This is a genomic window from Acidovorax sp. GW823-FHT01C06 (genome assembly GCF_058798375.1).
The window spans coordinates 141204-158194 of sequence record NZ_JBXAKN010000006.1 but is presented as its reverse complement, the minus strand read 5'-3'; the positions used below and the strand labels follow the sequence as shown (position 1 = coordinate 158194).

Below are 16991 nucleotides of genomic sequence, written 5' to 3'. Positions count from 1 at the left end.
GGGCGCCTGGATGACCGTGCAGCAGCCTAGCCGCCCGCATAGGCCTCCAGCCCGATCGCCACCACGGTGGCCACGTCGTTGCCCACCTCCGCCCGGAACTCCGCCTCGGCCTGCGCGACGGCATCGCGAAACGCCTGCAGCCAGGCCAGGCCCGTGGGCGTGAAGCACACGCGGCGCGCACGCGCATCCAGCGGATCGGCCTCGCGCGTGACCAGGCCCCAGGCCTCGCACTGGTCCACCAGGTTGGCCATCGCCTGCTTGGTCATGCCCGCGCGCTGGGCCAGGTCGGTCAGCCGGTCGCCCTGCAGCGCCAGGTGGCGCGTGATGTGCACGTGGGCGGCGCTCACCTGGTCGCGCGCCGCGAGGTTGGACAGCGCCAGCGGCACCTCCACGTTGTGCGCCATGAGTTGCAGCACGCGCGCGTCGAAGCGCCGCATGGCGTGGCCGAACAGGCGGCCCAGGTGGGTCTGGCGCCAGCCCTCTTCGGCGGGTGAAGGAAGAGGCATATCAGGCATCCGCACATTGTCAGGCAAACTGACTAAATTGAGCTTGAATGCCCCGCGACGACTCGCATAAACTACTGTTCAAGCATCCAGCCTGTGATTAACCGCAGAGCGGTGCAGGCACCCAACCCATTGTTTCTCAAGGAGTTTTCTCATGGACGTCGCAGTCAAAGGCACCAACCCCGCATTGCCCGTGAACACCGAAAAGGCCAAGGCCCTGGCCGCCGCGCTCGCCCAGATCGAGAAGCAATTCGGCAAGGGCACGATCATGCGCCTGGGTGAAGGCGAAGTGATCGAGGACATCCAGGTGGTCTCCACCGGCTCGCTGGGCCTGGACATCGCCCTGGGCGTGGGCGGCTTGCCGCGCGGCCGCGTGGTCGAGATCTACGGCCCGGAATCCTCGGGCAAGACCACGCTCACGCTGCAGGTGATTGCCGAGATGCAAAAGCAGGGCGGCACCTGCGCGTTCGTGGACGCGGAACATGCCCTGGATGTGCAATACGCCCAGAAGCTCGGGGTGCAGCTGTCCGACCTGCTGATCAGCCAGCCCGACACCGGCGAGCAGGCGCTGGAGATCGTGGACAGCCTGGTGCGCTCGGGCGCCGTGGACCTGATCGTCATCGACTCGGTGGCCGCGCTCACGCCCAAGGCCGAAATCGAAGGCGAGATGGGCGACGCCCTGCCCGGCCTGCAGGCCCGCCTGATGAGCCAGGCGCTGCGCAAGCTCACGGCCACGATCAAGAAGACCAATTGCATGGTCATCTTCATCAACCAGATCCGCATGAAGATCGGCGTGATGTTCGGCAGCCCCGAAACCACCACCGGCGGCAACGCGCTCAAGTTCTACGCCTCGGTGCGCCTGGACATCCGCCGCACCGGCACCATCAAGAAGGGCGACGAGGCCATCGGCAACGAAACCAAGGTCAAGGTGGTCAAGAACAAGGTGTCGCCGCCGTTCAAGACGGCCGAGTTCGACATCCTGTTCGGCGAGGGCATCAGCCGCGAGGGCGAGATCATCGACATGGGCGTGACCGCCAAGATCGTGGAGAAGTCGGGCGCCTGGTACGCCTACAACGGCGAGAAGATCGGCCAGGGCCGCGACAACGCGCGCGAGTTCCTGCGCGAGAACCCCGACCTTGCCCGCGAGATCGAGAACAAGGTGCGCGAGGGCCTGGGCATTGCGCTGCTGCCCGACGCGCTGCAGGCCCCTGCCGCCGCGGCCGAATGACCGCCACAATTCAAGCCAGATTGCCTTCCAGCGCTTGATTGACAAGCGCTGGCAGCTATTGAATTGAAAGCAAAGAAGAGGCCATGGGGTTCACCACGCTCTCGCTCAAGGGGCGGGCGCTGCGGCTGCTGAGCCAGCGCGAGCACTCGCTCGCTGAACTGCGGCGCAAGCTCGCGCCGCATGTGCAGGAGGGCGACGACCTGCAGGCCCTGCTGGAAGACCTGCAGGCGCGCGACTTCATCAGCGAGGCCCGGGTGGTGGAATCCGTGCTGCACCAGCGCGCGGGCCGCCTGGGTTCCCAGCGCATACGGCAGGAGCTGCACGCCAAGGGCATCGGCCCCGAGGCGGTTCAGCACGCCCTCGACCAACTCAAAGGCAGCGAATGGGCACGCGCCCATGCACTGTGGCTGCGCAAGTTTGGCGCCGTGGCGGACGATGCGCAGCAACGTGCGCGGCAAGTCCGCTTTCTGACCGCACGCGGGTTTTCGGGCGAGATCACCCGGCGCGTCGTGCGTGGCGAAGCGCCGGAAATCCAGGGCGAGATCTAGGGCCGGTCACGCGGGCAGGGGCGGCGCCCCAAGGCCCCGGGACCCAGAAGACAGCACAGGCGGCCACGCTCCAGAGCCGCCTGTTGTCCCCACACCTATCTCCGCCGTCAGAGGCCCAGCATCAGCTGCAGGTTCTGCACGGCCGCGCCGCTGGCGCCCTTGCCCAGGTTGTCCAGGCGCGCGATCAGCACCGCGTGCCGGTACTCTTCGTTGGCGAACACGCGCAGCTCCAGCTTGTTGGTGTCGTTCAGCGCGGTCGCATCCAGCTTGCCGTCGGCCGTGGCGGGCAGCACGCTGACCCACTGCTCGGGTGTATTGCTCCTGGCGTAATGCGCCGCCAGCGCGTCGTGCAAATCGGCCGCCTTGGGCGCGCCGGGCAGCAGGTCCAGATGCAGCGGCAGCTGCACCAGCATGCCCTGGCGGAAGTTGCCTACCGACGGCACGAAGATGGGCCGGCGGGTGATGCCCGTGTAACGCATGATTTCGGGCAGGTGCTTGTGCTGCAGCGTGAGCGCATAGGCCTCGAACAACGGCGCCGTGCCGGCCTCATAGGCCTCGATCATGGTCCGGCCGCCGCCCGAGTAGCCGCTGACCGAGGGCAGGGCGAGCGGGAAGTCCGGGGGCACCAGGCCCGCATCCACCAGCGGGCGCAGCAGCGCAATCGCACCGGTGGCATAGCAGCCGGGATTGGCCACGCGGTCCGCCTGCGCGACCGCTTCGCGCTGGCCGACGGCCAGCTCGGGAAAGCCGAACACCCAGCCGGGCGCCGTGCGGTGGGCCGTGCTGGCGTCGATCACCTTGACCTTGCGGCCCGTGCTCCGGGCAATCTCGTCCACCATCGCCACGGTGTCACGCGCAGCATCGTCGTGCAGGCACAGGATCACCAGATCCACGCCGGCAATCAGGTCGCGTTTCGCGGCAGGGTCCTTGCGCAACTCGGGCGCGATGCTGACCAGCTCGATCTGCGGCATGGCCTGCAGGCGCTCACGGATCTGCAGGCCCGTGGTGCCGGCTTCGCCATCGATAAAGACTCTGGACATAAGGGTGCTCCTGCAAAAAATGGGCAGCAAAGTCTGCCAAGAAACCACGAGAAAAGCCAAGAAACTGCCACCCGGCAGGCGCGGCGAAGCCGTCAGCCACGCACAAGGATGGTGCATTGCAACATGATACAGTCGCTGGTTGCCATGTCCCCAGCCCGCGGCCAGACATTTTGTTGTTCATGGCAAACGGGTAACCACCATCCTTCCCTGAGAGAGACCTCATGAAGATTCACGAATACCAAGGCAAGGAAATCTTGCGCAATTTTGGTGTGCCCGTTCCGCGCGGCATTCCCGCATTCACGGTGCAAGAAGCCGTGGAAGCAGCCCAGAAACTGGGCGGCCCCGTGTGGGTCGTCAAGGCCCAGATCCACGCCGGTGGCCGTGGCAAGGGCGGCGGCGTGAAGGTTGCCAAGACCATCGACGACGTCAAGCGCATCGCTGGCGAGATCCTGGGCATGCAGCTCAAGACGCACCAGACCGGCCCCGAAGGCCAGAAGGTCCGCCGCCTGTACATCGAAGACGGCGCCGACATCAAGAACGAACTGTACGTCTCGCTGGTCACCGACCGCGCCACGCAGAAGGTGGCCCTGATCGCTTCGAGCGAAGGCGGCATGGACATCGAGGAAGTGGCGCACTCCACGCCCGAGAAGATCATCACCGAGATGATCGATCCGATTGCCGGTATCACCACCGAGCAGAGCAAGAAGGTCGCAGCCGCCATCGGCCTGACCGGCGCTTCCGTCGACCAGGCCGTGGACATCTTCGCCAAGATCTACAAGTGCTACATGGACACCGATGCGTCGCTGGTGGAAATCAACCCGCTGAACTGCGACTCCAAGGGCAACCTGATGGCCCTGGACGCGAAGTTCAACTTCGACGCCAATGCGCTGTTCCGCCACCCTGACATCGTGGCTTTCCGCGATCTGGACGAAGAAGATCCAGCCGAAGTGGAAGCATCCAAGTTCGACCTGGCCTACATCAGCCTGGACGGCAACATCGGCTGCCTGGTGAACGGTGCCGGCCTGGCCATGGCGACCATGGACACCATCAAGCTGTTCGGCGGCGAGCCGGCCAACTTCCTGGACGTGGGCGGCGGCGCCACCCCCGAGAAGGTCACCGAAGCCTTCAAGATCATGCTCAAGAACCCCAAGGTCGAAGGCATCCTGGTCAACATCTTCGGCGGCATCATGAAGTGCGACACCATCGCCACCGGCGTGATCACCGCCTGCAAGGCCGTGAACCTGAACGTGCCGCTGGTCGTGCGCATGAAGGGCACGAACGAAGAGCTGGGCAAGAAGATGCTGGCCGAGTCCGGCCTGCCCATCATCGCCGCAGACACCATGGCCGAAGCTGCGACCAAGATCGTTGCTGCCGTCAAGTAAGCCCGGAGAACACACATGTCGATCTACATCAACAAAGACACCAAGGTCATCACCCAGGGCATCACGGGCAAGACCGGCCAGTTCCACACCGAAAAGTGCCAGGAATACGCGAACGGCAAGAACTGCTTCGTGGCAGGCGTGAACCCCAAGAAGGCCGGCGAGTCGATCTTCAACATCCCGATCTACGCCTCCGTCAAGGAAGCCGCATCGCAGACCGGCGCCACCGTGTCGGTGATCTACGTGCCGCCCGCAGGCGCTGCTGATGCGATCTGGGAAGCTGTGGAAGCCGACCTGGACATGGCCATCTGCATCACCGAGGGCATTCCGGTCAAGGACATGCTGATGGTGCGCAACAAGATGAAGGCCAAGGAAGCCGCCGGGGGCAAGAAGACCCTGCTGCTGGGCCCGAACTGCCCCGGCCTCATCACGCCCGACGAAATCAAGATCGGCATCATGCCCGGCCACATCCACCGCAAGGGCCGCATCGGCGTCGTGAGCCGCTCCGGCACGCTGACGTACGAAGCCGTGGCCATGTTGACCGAAGTGGGCCTGGGCCAGTCGAGCGCCGTGGGCATTGGTGGCGACCCCATCAATGGCTTGAAGCACATCGACGTGATGAAGGCGTTCAACGACGATCCGGACACCGACGCCGTGATCATGATCGGCGAAATCGGCGGCCCTGACGAAGCCGAAGCCGCCCAGTGGTGCAAGGCCAACATGAAGAAGCCTATCGTGGGCTTCATCGCTGGCGTGACCGCGCCTCCCGGCAAGCGCATGGGCCATGCCGGCGCGCTGATCTCCGGCGGCGCCGACACGGCCGATGCCAAGCTCGCCATCATGGAAGAGTCGGGCTTCATCATCACCCGCAACCCGTCGGAGCTGGGCAAGCTGCTCAAGGCCCAGCTCAAGTAAGCTGCCGGCCCTACACCGGCACGGGCATTCGTAAGCACAATTACGGACGCCCGCAGCCGCAAGGCCCGATAAACTGGCCGCTCCAATAAAAAGAGAAGCGCTCGGAACCCTGGTTCCCGGCGCTTCTTGCATTCATAACAGTGGAGTTCAGTATGGAGTTTGTTCAAAGTGCCGATTTCTGGATCGGCCTGATGAAGATCGTCTGGATCAACATCATTCTTTCGGGCGACAACGCCGTCGTCATCGCCCTGGCGGCCCGGTCCCTCCCTCCCCATCAGCAGCGCAAGGCCGTTTTCTGGGGGTCTGGCGCGGCAGTGGTGCTGCGCATCCTGCTCACCGTGGTGGCAGCCAAGCTGCTGGAGCTCTCGTTCCTGCAGATCGTCGGCGGCTGCCTGCTGCTGTGGATCGGCTTCCAGCTGCTCAGTGACGATGAGGAAGAGGAAGGCGAGTCGAAGGCCTATGGCAGCCTCATGGCGGCGGTGCGCACCATTCTCATTGCGGACCTCGTGATGAGCCTGGACAACGTGATCGCCGTTGCCGCTGCGGCGCACGGCAACGTGCTGCTGCTGGTGCTCGGCCTGGCCATCAGCATTCCGCTCGTGATCTTTGGCAGCACGCTGATGATCAAGCTCATGGAGCGCTTCCCCGCCATCGTGCTGCTGGGGGCCGCCTTGATCGGATGGGTGGGGGGCGAAACCATTGCCAATGACGCAGCGCTGCATGGCTATGTGGTGGCGCATCCTTCGCTGCACTATGTGGCCGCGGCGCTTGGCGCGCTGCTGGTGGTGGGCGCCGGGAAATTCTGGCCCCACAGGGCCCGGCGGGAATCGGCGGCCTGATTACGCCCCATCACATGATGCAACAAATTGTTGCATCATGTGACAAAAGTGGCACCCCGACAGCGTGGCGACCGCTCCGCCACGACAAGAAGGGCATCCCCGCCTCCAGGGCCCAAGCGGCGCCGCGGTAGCGGCGACGGCCGCGCACCCCGCCCGCCCGGGCGCAGATATTGCTTTTACCCACACAAATACAGTGTGGAACCAATAGCAAGTGGGACGAACAACCTCGGGTCGGTGGCTGGGCATGTGGCGGACCGATGGGTTTCGGGGCGCAGTGGCCTCGGCGATGGTCATTGCGCTGTGTGCGGCCGCTGGTGTCTTCCAGTCCCTGGAATACCGCGTGTATGACGCAGCGAGCAGTGTCGCCACGCCACCCCCCTTGCCTGAAATTGTTATCGTCGGCATGGACGATGCCAGCCTGGCAGCGCTGGGAAGCGCACCCTGGTCCCGCGATGTCTACGCCCGGCTCGTCGACCAGCTGGCGGCCGCGGGCGCCAAGACCATTGTCTTGACCCCTTCCTTCGCCACCCCTGAATCCGACCGCGGCCTTGCCTACGTCCGCACGGTGCGGGAGACGCTTGCGCGTGCCGGAGAAACATCTCCGCTGGCCGCCGAGTTGGGCCGTGCCACCGCCGAGGCGGAGCAGGCGCTCGACACCGATGGCCGCCTCGCGGCCAGCATCCAGCGCGCCGGCAATGTGTTCCTGGCCTCAAGCTATGCCCTGGCCGGAGGAAAGGCGACGCCGCTGCCCCCCTATGCGCACCGCAGCGTCCTGCCCGACTCCGGGTCCTTCGCCACGCCCGCCACGTCGGCCCGGCACCCCATCGCGGAACTCGGCTCCGTGGCGGCAGGCGTCGGCCACCTGTCCATGGAAGCGGATGACGACGGCCGCGTGCGCCGCATCCCACTGCTGCTGCGGTATGACGGAGTCGCGGTGCCCTCGCTGGCATTGCTGGCAACGCGGCACAGCCTGCATCTGGGCCCGAACGAGATCCGCACCCAGGACGAGCCGCGCGGTGTGCGTGTGGGCGGACTGCACATTGCCACGGACGAGGTCGCCGCCATGCACCCGCGCTTTCATGCCGCGCAGGATGGCGCGACACCGTTTCCCACGGTGTCCTTTGCCCAGGCGCTCAGCGGCAAGGTGCCCCTTCACACCTTCAAGGACAAGGTCGTCTTGGTGGGGGACACCAGCGAGGCACTGGCGGCCCTCTGGGTTCAGCCGGGCGCACGGACGATGTACCCGGTCGAGATGCTCGCGCACACCGTCTCCGCCATGCGGCAGGGCCTCGGTGTGCAAAGGCCCTCCTGGGCGCCCGCGGCTGCATGGGGAGCGGTGCTGGGGGCCTGGCTCTTCGTGGCCTTGGTTCTTCCCCGGCTTTCACGCGCCGCGAGATGGGCGCTGAGCGCAGTGCTGCTGTTGCTCCTAGCAGGCACCGAATGGGGCTTGCTGCGCCATGCCGGGCAGTGGATATCGTTGGTACCCGGCGCCCTGGCCTTGCTCGTGGGGGTGGTGGCATTCAGCGCGCTGCGCATGGGGGGAGGCAGCCCCCAGGAATCGTCTGGGGAAGCCGCCGAAACCGACCGCATGATGGGGCTGGCCCTGCAAGGGCAGGGGCAGCTCGACATGGCATTCGAGCGCCTGCGCAAGGTACCTCCCAGTGATGCCTTGATGGACAACCTGTACCACCTGGCGCAGGACTTCGAGCGCAAGCGCAACTTTGCCAAGGCCAAGTCCGTCTACAAGCACATCCTGCAGCACAACCGCGCCTACAAGGATGCATATGCCCGCTACAAGCGCGTGCGGGCCCAGCTGCAGAAGGACGCGGATGGCCCGCCCTCCAGCACGCCCGCGTCGGTCCCGCCGGCCTCGCCGCGCCTGCCGGGCGATGCCACAGCCGGTATCCCGATGCTCGGTCGCTACCGGATCGACAAGGAGATCGGCAAAGGCGCGATGGGCGTCGTCTACCTGGGACGGGATCCGAAGATCGGGCGCGTGGTCGCCATCAAGACGCTGGCCCTGGGAGAGGAATTCGAAGGGGACGCGCTGATCGACGCGAGGGCCCGCTTCTTCCGCGAGGCGGAAACCGCGGGACGCCTGCAGCATCCCTACATCGTGACGATATTCGATGCCGGCGAAGAACACGACCTCGCCTACATCGCCATGGAATTCCTCAAGGGCTCCGACCTGACGCAGGCATGCCGGGCCGGGCAGCTCCTGCCCGTGGACACCGTGCTGTCCATTGCGGCCCGCGTCGCCGAGGCACTGGACTATGCCCATGCGCACAACGTGGTGCACCGCGATATCAAGCCGGCCAACATCATGTTCGACGCCGCCACGGACGCCGTGAAGGTGACGGACTTTGGCATCGCGCGCATCACGGACTCCAGCAAGACGCGCACGGGGATGGTCCTGGGCACCCCCAGCTTCATGTCGCCCGAGCAGCTCGCGGGCAAGAAGGTGGATGGCCGATCGGACCTGTATTCCTTGGGCGTCACGCTGTTCCAGCTGCTGACCGGGTCCTTGCCGCTGCGCGGCGAGTCGATGACCGAGCTCATGCACAAGATCGCCAGCGTGGACGCACCCGACATCCGCCAGCTGCGGCCGGAGCTTTCATCCGCGGTGGCCCGCGTGGTGGCCCTGGCCCTCCAGAAGCGCCCGCAGGCGCGCTACCAGACGGGGCGGCAATTCGCTTCCGACCTGCGCCAGGCAGGCGCAGCATCCTCGGCGCCGGAAGTGTTACCGGGCCCGGAAGCAGTCGTCTATGATGCGGACCGCGATGCAACAGGGCATGAAATGGCGGATTTTCAGGAAACCGTGATGGAGCCACCCGCCGGGCGGGGTGCGGCATCCCCGCCGATTCCAGGCGCCCGATGACGCACGCCTCCACATCCATGACCTACGAATTTTTCGCGCGGACCGACAAAGGCCGCGTGCGCACCAACAATGAAGACGCGGTGGCGGTCGACCGGGATGCGCAGGTCGCCATCCTGGCCGATGGCATGGGCGGATACAACGCCGGCGAAGTGGCAAGCGGCATGGCCACCACCTTCATCCGCACCGAGATGGCCCGCTGGCTGGGGCAGGCAGGCGGCACGCCGCAATCCACCGACGTACGCCGCGCCCTGGAAATCTGCGTGGAGAACGCCAACCACGCGATCCTTGGAGCGTCGTTGTCCAACCCCCAGTACGCAGGGATGGGCACCACGCTGGTGGTGGGGGTCTTCCACGGCAGCCGCCTCATCCTCGGGCACATCGGCGACTCCCGCTGCTACCGCGTGCGGGACGGCGTCCTGCAGCAGATCACGCGCGACCACTCCTGGCTTCAGGAACAGGTGGATGCCGGCTTGCTCACCGCACAGCAAGCGGCCCTGTCGTCCAACCGCAACCTGGTCACCCGCGCGCTGGGCGTGGAGCCCAACGTCATGATGGAAGTCAACGAATTCCAGGTCGCGCCGAATGACCTGTTCCTGATGTGTTCGGACGGGCTCACGGACATGGTCGCGGACGCGGACCTGGCGGAACTGGTGCGGGCACCTGTTCCCCTGGAGGAAAAAGCCACACTGCTCATCGACACCGCCAATGCGAATGGTGGCCGTGATAACGTGAGCGTACTGCTGGTGCAAGCGGCCGCGGGAGGCAAGAAGCGCGGCCTTATGTCCCGATTGCTAGGGGCCGCGTGAGTGGCCGCTACTACACAACAATTACTCATCACATCAGGAGTGGATCATGCCCAGAATGATCGTTTCAATCGACGGGGTTGTCATCAAGGAAGTGCAACTGACCAAGGAGCGGACCACGCTGGGCCGGCGCCCCTACAACGACATCGTGATCGACAACCTCGCGGTGAGCGGCGAGCATGCCGTCATCCATATGGCGGGCCAGGATGTGGAGATTGAAGACCTGGGCAGCACCAACGGCACCTACGTCAATGCCAAGGCCGTCAAGCGGCAGGAACTGCGCAACGGCGACACGGTCGAGGTGGGCAAGTACAAGATCCGCTTCCTGCACGAGGCCGAGGGGCAGAACTTCGAGAAGACCATGATCTTCAAGCCCGGCATGGTCCCGCCCGTCGGCGCAGCCGCGCGCCCCGCAGTTCCGGCGCCGGCTCCTGTTCCCATTTCCGCGGTCATCCGGGTCATGTCGGGAGCCGCCGCCGGGCGTGAAGTGTCGCTGCAGAAGGTGGTCACCACCATTGGCAAGCCTGGCGTGGCGGTTGCATCCATCACCAAGCGCCATCAAGGATTCGTGCTGGCCCATGTGGAAGGTCCCGACATGCCGTTGCTCAACGGCGCCTCCATCGGAACATCGCCCGTGCCGCTCAAGAACGGTGACCGGCTCGAACTGGCCGGCACGGAAATGCAGTTCGAACAGAGCTGACCGCCACCGCCGGACTGCAGCAGCCCCATAGGCGGCTCATTCCGGCCCACTGCCCCTGGAATTCGTGCGCAATCCCGTCTTGCACCTGTTCTGGCGCCATGGGCGGCGCATGGCGGTCACGTTGATTCCGCTGGTATTTGCGCTGCTGCACATTGCAGGCGTTCTTCATCTCCAGGTCCTGGAGCGGCTGGAAAACATCATCTACGACACCCGGCTGCGCGCCACCATGCCGCGCACACTGGACGAGCGCATCGTCATCGTCGACATCGACGAGAAAAGCCTGGAGCGGGTGGGGCATTGGCCCTGGGGGCGGGACAAGCTCGCCACCCTGAGCCGTGAATTGTTCGAGCGCCAGCAGGTGGCGGTCGTGGGTTTCGACGTCCTCTTTGCGGAGGCCGACGGAAGCTCGGGACTCTCCAGCCTCGAGCAGCTGGCCCGGGGCCCCTTGCGGGCCCAGGCAGGGTTCAAGGAACAACTCGCGCGCCTGGCCCCGGCGCTCGACTATGACGCGCTCTTCGCCCGGTCGCTCCAGGGGCGGCCGGCGGTTCTGGGCTACTACCTCACCAGCGACCGGGACGGAAGGACAAAAGGCGTGTTGCCCGCGCCAGCGCTCTCCCCGGAGCGGCTGCGCGGCCTGCCGCTGAAAGCCACTTCCTGGGGCGGTTATGGCAGCAACATCGAAGAGCTCGCCAGCGCCGTGCCCGCCGCAGGCTTTTTCAACTCCATCACCGATGACGATGGCGTCGTCCGCTCCCTTCCCCTGCTTGCGGAGCACCAGGGGAAGTACTACGAATCCCTCGCGCTGGCGATGTTTCGCACGGTGCTTGGCATGCCGGAAGTGCACCCCGGCTTTGCCAGCCCTCTTCCTGAAGGCGGATACGACACGCTGCAGAGCGTCGTGCTGCGCCAGGATGGCCGCGCGCTGGCATTGCCCGTGGACGCCCAGCTCGCAACCCTCATCCCCTTCCGCGGCCCCGGGGATGTCGGCGGTGGGTCGTTCCGGTACATCTCCGCGTCCGACGTCCTGGAGGGCAAGCTCCCTTCCCATAGCCTTCAGAACCAGCTGGTGCTGGTGGGCTCGACCACGCCCGGCTTGCTGGACCTGCGCGTGACCCCGGTGGGCCGCACCTACCCAGGCGTGGAGACGCACGCCAACATGCTCTCGGCCTTTCTGGACGGGAAAAGCATCGTGCGGCCAGACTACGCCGTGGGCTTTGATGCCGTGCAGCTGCTCATCGCAGGCCTTTTGCTGGCGGTGGCGCTGCCAGCGCTTTCGGCGACCTCCGCGGTCTTGCTCAGCCTTGGGACCGTCTCAGTCCTTGCCGTGCTCAATCTCTGGCTCTACCTCGCCCATGGCCTGGCCATGCCACTGGCTACCGTGGTGGTGATGGCGGTGTTCGCATTCGCCCTGAACATGGTCTACGGCTACTTTGTGGAAAGCCGCTCCAAGCGGGAACTGGCTGCGCTGTTTGGCACGTATGTGCCGCCGGAACTGGTGGACGAGATGGTCAAGCAGCCCGAGAAGTACAGCATGCAGGCGACCAACCAGGAGCTGACCGTGATGTTCTGCGACATGCGGGGGTTTACGGCCATGTCTGAACAGATGGAACCGCTGCAACTCCAAGCCCTGCTCAACGAGGTGTTCAGCCGGCTCACCCACATCATTCGCAGTCATCGCGGCACCATCGACAAGTACATGGGGGACTGCGTGATGGCGTTCTGGGGAGCGCCGGTGGCTACGCCAGACCATGCGCAACTGGCGGTGCGGGCAGCGCTGGACATGGAGCAGGCAGTGGAACAGATCAACCATGCGCACCGGGAGCGCGGCCTTCCGGAGATTGGCGTGGGCATTGGCCTCAATACTGGCACCATGTGTGTTGGAGACATGGGCTCCGACATCCGGCGCAGCTATACCGTGATTGGCGACGCCGTCAATCTCGGGTCGCGCCTGGAAGGACTGTCCAAACACTATGGTGTGCGCACTGTAGCAAGTGCCACCACCCAGGCCCAGGCGTCCCAATTCGCGTGGCGGGAGCTGGACTTGGTGCGCGTGAAAGGCAAAGCCCAGACAGTTTCAATTTATTCGCCAGTTACCTCACTGCCTATCCCAGGGCACCAGATCATCGAAGAAATATCTACTTGGCAACACTTCCTTGAAGCCTATCGCAACCAGGACTGGGCACAATGCGGCAAACTGCTCGCACATTTGAAGCAAACAGCCCCACCATCTGCCCTCTATGACTTGTATACGGCCCGTCTACAACTCCGGCAAGCGCAGGCCTTCGACCCCGCCTGGGACGGCGCTACAAACTTCGACACCAAATAGTGAATAGGGTGGCCCCATGAAAGTTCGCGTGCTGGGCTGCTCCGGGGCCATCGCCAAAGATTGCCGGACGACCTCATTTCTCATCGACAACAACATCCTGGTCGATGCGGGCACGGGGGTGGGAGACCTGACGTTGGACGAGATGCGCCAGATCGACCATGTGTTTCTGACGCATTCCCATCTGGATCACATCGCGGCGTTGCCATTGATGCTAGATTCGGTCGCATCCCTACGTGATACGCCCGTGCAGATCCACGCCTTGCCAGCCACCATCCAAGCACTGCGCGAACACGTTTTTAACAAAATCATCTGGCCCGACTTCGAATCAATCCCTACGGCTGACCGACCGTTTGTGCGTTTCTATCCGCTGCAGATAGGAGAACAGCGCATCGTAGCCGGGCGGCTAGTGGAGGCACTTCCCGCAGTCCACACGGTGCCCGCCGTCGGCTATGCCATCCAAGGAAACGAAGGTTGGTGGGTCTTTAGCGGCGACACTGAGCGCAACCCCTTGTTCTGGGAGCGGATCAACAAACTACCCGCGGTGATGCTCGTCATTGAGACTGCTTTCAGCGACCGTGAAAGCGCTTTGGCTCGCCGTAGTTTGCACCTGTCACCACACACTTTGCTCGCTGAACTGCAGTCCTTCGCCACGCATCATTGCAAGGTGTACATCACTCATACCAAACCGGCGGAAACAGAAATCATCATGGAAGAAATTCGTGGCCTGTTCGCCGCAAATTTGGCGAATGCCGCTACCTCCGATTTCGTCAACATCCAATGGCTGCAGGAAGGGCAGACGTTCGCTGTATGACAACAGTTTTTATCTTCTAAAAGAAATGTTCTTGAATTTTGCTGACAACAGTGGCACATAGAGTCTACAAAATTTGTTTTTTGGTGGGTGGTGACACTCTTGATCGGACAAAATTGTCAGACTGAACGATGAAGAATGAATAGTGGCGACGTTACAGAACGCCGGTCTCTCTACAGAGAATTTCATCGCTGAGACGCAGATTGGCACGGGAAATGCTTGGAAGCTTGCAGACCTGAAGAATTCTTCTGCAGGTTGTAAATTGCAATTGACCTCTAAGGAGTTTCTTATGACGCGCACTCTGCAAAAGGGTTTTACCCTGATTGAATTGATGATCGTGGTGGCTATTATTGGTATTTTGGCTGCTGTAGCGCTGCCTGCGTATCAAGATTACAGCATTCGCGCGAAGGTCTCGGAAGGGGTAATTGCAGCCTCTTCCGCTAAGGCTGTACTGAGCGAAGCATTCCAGACTGGCGGCGTTACTGCCTTGGATGCTGCTGCTGCTGGTATTAATACCACGTCCTTCCAAGAAAAGCAATCTAAGTACGTGGCCAACTTCTGCATTGACCAAGTTCCTGCTGGTGGCGCCAACTGTACAGCCCATGCAGGTGGTGCGACGGGCCCATGGCAAATCAACGTTGCCATCGCAGCTACTGCAGCCAATGGCATTCCCACGGGCCTAAACGGTCGTATCCTTTCGTTCCGGCCTCTGGTCAACAATGGTGGTACTATCGGCACGCCTACCGCGACGTCGGCGGGTGCCGTCGATTGGGCATGTGGTAGTTCGACGGTCGTAACGGCGACCGCTCGATTCACCGCCGCCAACGCACCAACGGTACCTGCAACCGCCTTGGACGCCAAATATGCCCCTGCTGAGTGCCGTTAATTCAGCGATGTAGAGGTTTAATACTTTGCTGATTTTGACTTAGTGAGTCTCCAAAGAGGGTGCCAAAGGGCACCCTCTTTATTTCAGTTGAAGCTTTTGTGAATTTTCGCCAGTAGTGGGGGATCCCATCATGGTTGCCATCACCAGCAAAGGCTTTACCCTGATCGAGTTGATGATCGTGGTAGCCATTATCGGCATTCTGGCGGCTGTCGCTATGCCAGCCTATCAGGCCTATGCTATCCGCGCAAAAATCACTGAGGCACTCGTGTCCGCCTCTGTTGTCAAGACCCTTCTTAGTGAGGGTTATACGCAGAATCGGGCAACCGGCTTGGATGCGGCCGCAACGGCAATCAACCTCAGCCCCGTGACGGACAAACAATCAAAATACGTGGCTAATATTTGCGTAGGTGCTGCGGGGGCGGTAGGCACTGCTTGCGCACTCTTTTCCCCCGATGGGGCCTGGCCTATTTTCGTGACCATTTCAGCCAATGCGGGCAATGGCATTCCTGCAGGACTGAACGGCATGACATTCACCTTGTCGCCCAATGCGGCCAATGTTGCGCCAACAGCCGCATCCAGTCACTCCATTGACTGGGCGTGTGCCGGCAATACCTCCATGACGGCAACAGCCCGTGGCATGACCAACGTCACGCTGGGTACCCTGCCCGCCAAATATCTTCCGACAGAGTGCCGTTGACGAATCCCCAAACTCTCTCATGTTGTTCGCTTCACGCATCCGGTCTGCAGCAAAGGCCAGCTTATTTCATTTCTTAGGTTCAGTCAGCATAGCCATAATAGCTGCGGTATTGGTATTTTTTATCTGGTATCCGCACCCATATGGCCTTCTATCGGGGGGGCTCAGCCTTTTTCTTATTTTATTCTGCGTGGACGTGACCTGCGGGCCCTTGTTGACACTAATAGCCTTCACACCAAAAAAGTCCAGTCGAGAACTTGTTATTGATATGACTCTGATATTATTAATGCAATTTACGGCATTGGTCTATGGTATTCATATAGCCTACCAAGCGCGGCCACTTTTTTTGGTTCATGAAGTAGATCGGTTTCGCGTCATAGGCCTACCAGATTTCAATGGTGCCAATGTAAGCCAACAGCTAGCTAAGCTAGACCCTTCAATCCGCCCAAACTGGCATAGTGGGCCAAGCGTTGTAGGCATTCGTGATCCTTTGAATGCAGAAGAACGTAAAAATGTCATGCTGGAATCAATTCTCGGTGGACGCGACTACTCCCAACGGCCTGAATTTTATACTTCTTACAATGACGAATACAAAAATAAGGTACTAAAACGCGCCAGACCACTGAAGGCGTTTATTGAGCATTTTCCTGATTCGATGAATGCAGCACTCAAATTGCTGCGCAACGGCGATGTGGCAGTCGACGATGCGTTATTTCTACCTGTGCTTCATAAACAAGAGTGGGTGGTAGTATTGGACAAGTCCGCTCGCATTCTAGGTTTTCTCCCAGGAGATGGTTTCGCAGTGCATTGATTCCGCGTAGATTAGCAAAGAGAGACGATCCTCCAATCTCGTGAATAAGCGACTTCGAGGTAAACGTACCATTGCAGACCGCCTACTTCATGCCGCATCTTCCCATCCCCGTTGGGGAAATGTGCTGTTCAAGCCATAAAGCTTCCCGACTTCCCTCCGTGTTTTTCCAGTACCCTGACGCCAGTAACTATCATTCCTCTGTCCACTGCCTTGCACATGTCATAGACAGTGAGCAACGCCACCTGCACCGCCGTCAGAGCCTCCATTTCCACTCCCGTCGGCCCCACAGTTTCAACGGTGGCCGTGCACTGAACAGCATGCTCTGCAGGTAGCAGTTCAAAGTCCACCGCCACCCGCGTGAGTGCCAGCGGGTGGCACAAAGGAATCAGCTCGCTGGTCCTCTTTGCGGCCATGATGCCTGCCAGACGAGCGACGCCCAGCACGTCGCCTTTCTTGGCAGTACCTGACTCAATCAGCGACAGTGTCTGCGGCTGCATATCAATGCGGCCTCTGGCGATGGCCACTCGGTGCGTTGCGGGCTTGCCGCCAACGTCCACCATATGGGCCTGTCCGTGGGCATCAAAGTGGGTCAATGGGGAGGTACTCATAGGTCAGGCAGGCACACTGGCTTAC

Annotated in this window: 16 protein-coding genes; 13 read left to right on the top strand and 3 right to left on the bottom strand. The window is 62.3% G+C overall.

Going from position 1 to position 16991, the window contains the following annotated elements:
- Positions 1-26 precede the first annotated feature (26 nt).
- Positions 27-515 carry a MarR family winged helix-turn-helix transcriptional regulator gene (locus AC1RCS_RS14440; protein ID WP_492245187.1) on the bottom strand — a complete coding sequence of 163 codons (489 nt, stop codon included), beginning with the start codon at positions 513-515 and terminating at the stop codon, positions 27-29.
- 142 nt (positions 516-657) lie between these two features.
- Here AC1RCS_RS14440 and recA point away from each other — a divergent pair, with 142 nt between their 5' ends.
- Entirely contained in the window at positions 658-1731 is a 1074-nt protein-coding gene (recA, locus tag AC1RCS_RS14435; protein ID WP_218297173.1) for a recombinase RecA, read from the top strand.
- A gap of 83 nt (positions 1732-1814) precedes the next feature.
- A complete protein-coding gene (recX, locus tag AC1RCS_RS14430) occupies positions 1815-2279 on the top strand; it encodes a recombination regulator RecX (protein WP_218297172.1) in 465 nt (154 codons plus the stop codon).
- Positions 2280-2386: 107 nt separating this feature from the next.
- On the opposite strand, the gene argC is transcribed toward recX, so the two are convergent.
- A complete protein-coding gene (gene argC / locus AC1RCS_RS14425; protein WP_492245186.1) occupies positions 2387-3319 on the bottom strand; it encodes an N-acetyl-gamma-glutamyl-phosphate reductase in 933 nt (310 codons plus the stop codon).
- A gap of 221 nt (positions 3320-3540) precedes the next feature.
- On the opposite strand from argC, the gene sucC reads away from it, so the two are divergent.
- From sucC to AC1RCS_RS14370, 11 genes are all read left to right on the top strand, one after another.
- A complete protein-coding gene (gene sucC, locus AC1RCS_RS14420) occupies positions 3541-4701 on the top strand; it encodes an ADP-forming succinate--CoA ligase subunit beta (RefSeq protein ID WP_218297170.1) in 1161 nt (386 codons plus the stop codon).
- Between the two features lie 15 nt (positions 4702-4716).
- Positions 4717-5613, top strand: coding sequence for a succinate--CoA ligase subunit alpha (sucD, locus tag AC1RCS_RS14415; protein WP_218297169.1), 897 nt, complete (start codon positions 4717-4719; stop codon positions 5611-5613).
- 152 nt (positions 5614-5765) lie between these two features.
- Complete coding sequence (locus AC1RCS_RS14410; protein WP_218297168.1) at positions 5766-6452, top strand: TerC family protein; 687 nt, start codon at positions 5766-5768, stop codon at positions 6450-6452.
- Positions 6453-6696: 244 nt separating this feature from the next.
- Positions 6697-9330: a CHASE2 domain-containing serine/threonine-protein kinase gene (locus AC1RCS_RS14405; RefSeq protein ID WP_492245185.1), complete on the top strand. Its 2634-nt coding sequence runs from the start codon at positions 6697-6699 to the stop codon at positions 9328-9330.
- A 17-nt stretch (positions 9331-9347) separates the two neighbouring features.
- On the top strand, positions 9348-10136 hold the full coding sequence (locus AC1RCS_RS14400; RefSeq protein ID WP_218297166.1) for a Stp1/IreP family PP2C-type Ser/Thr phosphatase: 789 nt from the start codon (positions 9348-9350) through the stop codon (positions 10134-10136).
- Between the two features lie 46 nt (positions 10137-10182).
- On the top strand, positions 10183-10833 hold the full coding sequence (locus AC1RCS_RS14395; protein WP_218297165.1) for an FHA domain-containing protein: 651 nt from the start codon (positions 10183-10185) through the stop codon (positions 10831-10833).
- Between the two features lie 109 nt (positions 10834-10942).
- The gene (locus tag AC1RCS_RS14390) at positions 10943-13159 is read left to right on the top strand and encodes a CHASE2 domain-containing protein (protein WP_492245274.1); all 2217 of its coding nucleotides are present in this window, start codon (positions 10943-10945) and stop codon (positions 13157-13159) included.
- Positions 13160-13175: 16 nt separating this feature from the next.
- The gene (locus tag AC1RCS_RS14385) at positions 13176-13970 is read left to right on the top strand and encodes a 3',5'-cyclic-nucleotide phosphodiesterase (protein ID WP_492245184.1); all 795 of its coding nucleotides are present in this window, start codon (positions 13176-13178) and stop codon (positions 13968-13970) included.
- Between the two features lie 286 nt (positions 13971-14256).
- Complete coding sequence (locus tag AC1RCS_RS14380; protein ID WP_492255476.1) at positions 14257-14853, top strand: pilin; 597 nt, start codon at positions 14257-14259, stop codon at positions 14851-14853.
- A 130-nt stretch (positions 14854-14983) separates the two neighbouring features.
- Entirely contained in the window at positions 14984-15550 is a 567-nt protein-coding gene (locus AC1RCS_RS14375) for a pilin (protein ID WP_492245182.1), read from the top strand.
- Between the two features lie 19 nt (positions 15551-15569).
- Entirely contained in the window at positions 15570-16358 is a 789-nt protein-coding gene (locus AC1RCS_RS14370; RefSeq protein ID WP_492245181.1) for a pilus assembly protein, read from the top strand.
- A gap of 128 nt (positions 16359-16486) precedes the next feature.
- Here AC1RCS_RS14370 and moaC read toward each other — a convergent pair whose 3' ends face one another.
- A complete protein-coding gene (moaC, locus tag AC1RCS_RS14365; RefSeq protein ID WP_492245180.1) occupies positions 16487-16966 on the bottom strand; it encodes a cyclic pyranopterin monophosphate synthase MoaC in 480 nt (159 codons plus the stop codon).
- Positions 16967-16991: the final 25 nt, after the last annotated feature.